At 33.9% G+C, this 4,168-nt stretch carries 2 protein-coding genes; both read left to right on the top strand.

The annotated features are described in order from the left end of the window. Positions 1–137: 137 nt before the first annotated feature. Positions 138–776, top strand: coding sequence for a class I SAM-dependent methyltransferase (locus tag CN514_RS21020; protein WP_098234255.1), 639 nt, complete (start codon positions 138–140; stop codon positions 774–776). A 620-nt stretch (positions 777–1,396) separates the two neighbouring features. Beyond that, positions 1,397–4,123 (top strand): aconitate hydratase AcnA, encoded by a 2,727-nt coding sequence (gene acnA / locus CN514_RS21015; protein ID WP_098234254.1) that lies wholly within the window; start codon positions 1,397–1,399, stop codon positions 4,121–4,123. Positions 4,124–4,168 lie beyond the last annotated feature (45 nt).

The following is a 4,168-nucleotide window of genomic DNA, read 5'->3' as shown; positions in this document are numbered from 1 at the left end:
CCTAAGAACTCCTAGTTATTATTTAATTTAAGATAAAAAATTGGAAATTTATGTTAAAATATAATTAGAAATTAAAGAAGGTTCTGTCCCTTTAATTGGTTGTTACAAGGCATATTGTATAAAAAATGGGGTGTAATATGAACAATCGAAGGAATGAGTCGATATACAAAATTTGGTCTCGTTTATATGATAATTTTTTTAACACTGGGCAATTCCTCCACGCAAGGAAAGAGATTTTCAGTAAAACTAACTTCTTGAAAAATCAAAAGATACTATTTGTTGGAGTAGGAACTGGTGCAGATTTGGAACTGATTAATCACAAAGAATTAGATATTACATCTATAGACTACTCGAATGATATGCTCAACAAAGCAAAAGAAAAATTTAAAGACTCATCAATAAAATTTTTAAAAATGGACGCTCAAGACATGAGTTTGAGTAATTCCTATTTCGATGTAGTTATAGGGAGTCTTGTATTATCAGTTGTTCCAGATGCAGATACGTGTCTTAAAGAGATGTTGAGAGTATTGAAACCAAGTGGAGAAATTATCATCTTTGATAAATTTGCACCAAAAAATAAAGGACTTTCGCCATTTAAAAAAGCAATTAGACCATTAATAAAATTATTAGGTACTGACATCGGAATTAACTTTGAAAAATTGTATGAGATGAATAAAGATAATTTATTTGTTAAAGAAGATATTCCAATAATGTTTGATGGGATGTACAGAAAGATTATTATAAAAAAAGTGAATACTGATGACATATCATTATAGGACGCTATACGGAATTATAAATAAGAAAAGCTCAGAGCATAAAGTCTGAGCATTGTGAGTGTAATACACGGTGATTTAACCTTTGCATTTAATAACTTGTTATATCAGAGCAAAAATAATAAGAAGAACGCAGTCATGTTTTTCACTACATGCGAATCTAGGAAAAAGAAATTAGAAGAAATAGCAGGGAAAAATGATGTATTGTGAGATGTAGGTAGTAGGGGGGAAAAATAATATCATTCTCTAAATGTCGATTTAGGAAATGGAAAATCAATTGTACCTCGATATAAAAAAGACTCCTAGAAAGATTTAGGAGTCTTTTTTTTGGTTCACACATTTTACAGTCTCACACCTACAAAAATCACATCTTGTTCACATATCGTTCACGAACTTTTAAAAACTTAAATTAATTATATTGAAATAAACAATGATATAATTGAGCAAAATATTATTAAATGAACTACTTGATTTAAAAGGTCATAAGTAATACTTATTACAAATGATAAGTTACTTCTTATTTACTTATGATATACATTGTAATAATATATTATTGTAAGGTATTGAAAAGTTTGGATATAAAATATATTCAGACATTTTTTGCTTAATAGGGGGAAGAAAACATGGGGAAAAATGACGTTTTCCAATCTCGTTCGACATTTACTGCGAACGATAAAACTTATCATTATTATCGCTTAAAAGCAATTGAGGAAGCTGGAGTAGCTAAAATCGGTAAATTACCTTATTCGATTAAAGTGTTACTAGAATCAGTTCTTCGTCAAGTAGATGGAAGAGTAATTACAAAAGATCATGTTGAAAATTTAGCAAAATGGGGAACAAGCGAGCTACAAGATGTAGATGTTCCGTTTAAACCTTCTCGTGTTATTTTACAAGACTTCACAGGTGTTCCAGCGGTAGTTGACTTAGCTTCATTACGTAAGGCAATGGCTGATATGGGTGGAGACCCTGAAGTAATTAATCCAGAAATTCCAGTAGATCTAGTAATTGACCACTCTGTAATGGTTGATAAAGCTGGTTCAGCGGATGCATTAGATTTCAATATGGATTTAGAATTTTCTCGTAACGAAGAGCGTTACCAATTCTTAAGCTGGGCTCAAAAAGCATTTAATAACTATCGTGCTGTTCCACCAGCAACAGGTATCGTTCACCAAGTTAACTTAGAATACTTAGCAAACGTAGTACATGCAATTGCAAATGAAGATGGTGAAGTTATTGCATTCCCTGATACATTAGTAGGTACTGACTCACATACTACTATGATTAATGGTATTGGTGTATTAGGTTGGGGTGTCGGTGGAATTGAAGCTGAAGCAGGAATGCTTGGTCAACCATCATATTTCCCAGTTCCAGAAGTTATCGGTGTTAAATTAACTGGTGCTTTACCAAGTGGAATTACTGCAACTGATGTTGCATTAAAAGTTACTGAAGTTTTACGTAAAAAAGGTGTAGTAAATAAATTTGTTGAGTTCTTTGGACCTGGTTTACAAAGCATGCCTTTAGCAGACCGTGCTACTATTGCAAACATGGCTCCTGAATACGGTGCAACATGTGGATTCTTCCCAGTTGATGCTGAAGCACTTAACTACTTACGTTTAACAGGTCGTTCTGAAGAGCAAATTCAATTAGTAGAAGCATACTGCAAAGCTAATGATTTATTCTATACAGCTGACTTAGAAGATCCTACATTTAGTGATTTAGTAGAAATCAATCTTTCAGAAATTGAATCAAATCTTTCTGGTCCAAAACGTCCACAAGATTTAATTCCATTATCTGAAATGAAAAAATCATTCCAAACAGCAGTTTCTGCTCCAATGGGTAATGCAGGATTCGGTTTAACTGATGAAGCATTAGATAAAGAGGTAACTGTTAAATTTGAAAATGGTACTGAAACAACATTTAAAACTGGTGCAGTTGCAATTGCAGCAATCACTAGTTGTACAAATACTTCAAACCCATACGTTATGTTAGGTGCTGGTTTAGTAGCTAAAAAAGCTGTTGAAAAAGGATTAACAGTACCTGCTTATGTAAAAACTTCATTAGCTCCTGGATCTAAAGTTGTTAGTGGATATTTACAAGAAGCTGGCTTAATTCCTTTCTTAAATCAATTAGGATTTAACATCGTTGGTTATGGATGTACTACATGTATCGGTAACTCAGGTCCATTAGCTCCTGAAATGGAAGCAGCTATTGCTGATAATGATATGTTAGTAACATCTGTACTTTCTGGTAACCGTAACTTTGAAGGACGTATTCATCCTCAAGTTAAAGGTAACTACTTAGCATCACCACCATTAGTAGTTGCTTACGCGTTAGCAGGTAATGTAAATATCGACTTCTCAGTTGAGCCAATCGGTCAAGATAAAGACGGAAACGATGTATTCTTAAAAGATATTTGGCCAACATCTGCAGAAATTCAAGAAGTAGTTGCATCTACAGTTACTCCTGAATTATTCAAAAAAGAATACGAAAGAGTATTTGAAGATAACAAACGTTGGAACGAAATTCAAACAACTGATGATTCATTATACAAATGGGATAGCGAATCAACTTATATTGCAAACCCTCCATTCTTTGAAGGATTATCAAAAGAACCGGGCATAGTTAAACCATTAGCTGGTTTAAAAATCGTTGGTAAATTCGGTGATTCAGTAACAACTGACCACATCTCACCAGCTGGTTCAATTGGTAAAACAACTCCTGCAGGACTTTACTTACAAAGTAAAGGTGTTAAACCTGTAGACTTTAACTCATACGGTTCTCGTCGTGGTAACCACGATGTAATGATGCGTGGTACATTTGCTAATATCCGTATCCGTAACCAAATCGCTCCAGGTACAGAAGGTGGATACACTACTTACTGGCCAACTGGCGAAGTAATGTCAATTTATGATGCAGCAATGCGTTATAAAGAAGATGGTACTGGATTAATGATCTTAGCTGGAAATGACTACGGTATGGGAAGTTCTCGTGACTGGGCTGCTAAAGGAACAAATCTTTTAGGTATTAAAACAGTTCTTGCTGAAAGCTTCGAGCGTATTCACAGAAGTAACTTAGTATTAATGGGTGTTTTACCACTTCAATTTAAAGATGGCGAAAATGCTGAAACATTTGGATTAACAGGTAAAGAAGTATTTGCTGTTAATGTAGATGAGAATGTTAAACCACGTGATCTTGTTAAAGTAACTGCAACAAAAGAAGATGGTACAACAGTTGAATTTGATGTAGTTGCTCGTTTCGACAGCGAAGTTGAAATCGACTACTACCGTCATGGTGGTATCTTACAAATGGTATTACGTGATAAATTAAATAATTCTAAAGTAACTCATTAATTAATTTAGAAAACACGGTCCTTATTAGGCTGCACCCCTTAAAGT

Source organism: Bacillus sp. AFS001701 (assembly GCF_002559405.1).
Classification (GTDB): Bacteria; Bacillota; Bacilli; order Bacillales; family Bacillaceae_G; genus Gottfriedia.
This window is presented reverse-complemented; position numbering and strand designations above follow the sequence as displayed.

Coding starts and splice junctions, on each gene's coding strand:
- acnA (WP_098234254.1), top strand. CDS start 1,397: ATGGGGAAAAATGACGTTTTCCAATCTCGTTCGACATTTACTGCGAAC.
- CN514_RS21020 (WP_098234255.1), top strand. CDS start 138: ATGAACAATCGAAGGAATGAGTCGATATACAAAATTTGGTCTCGTTTA.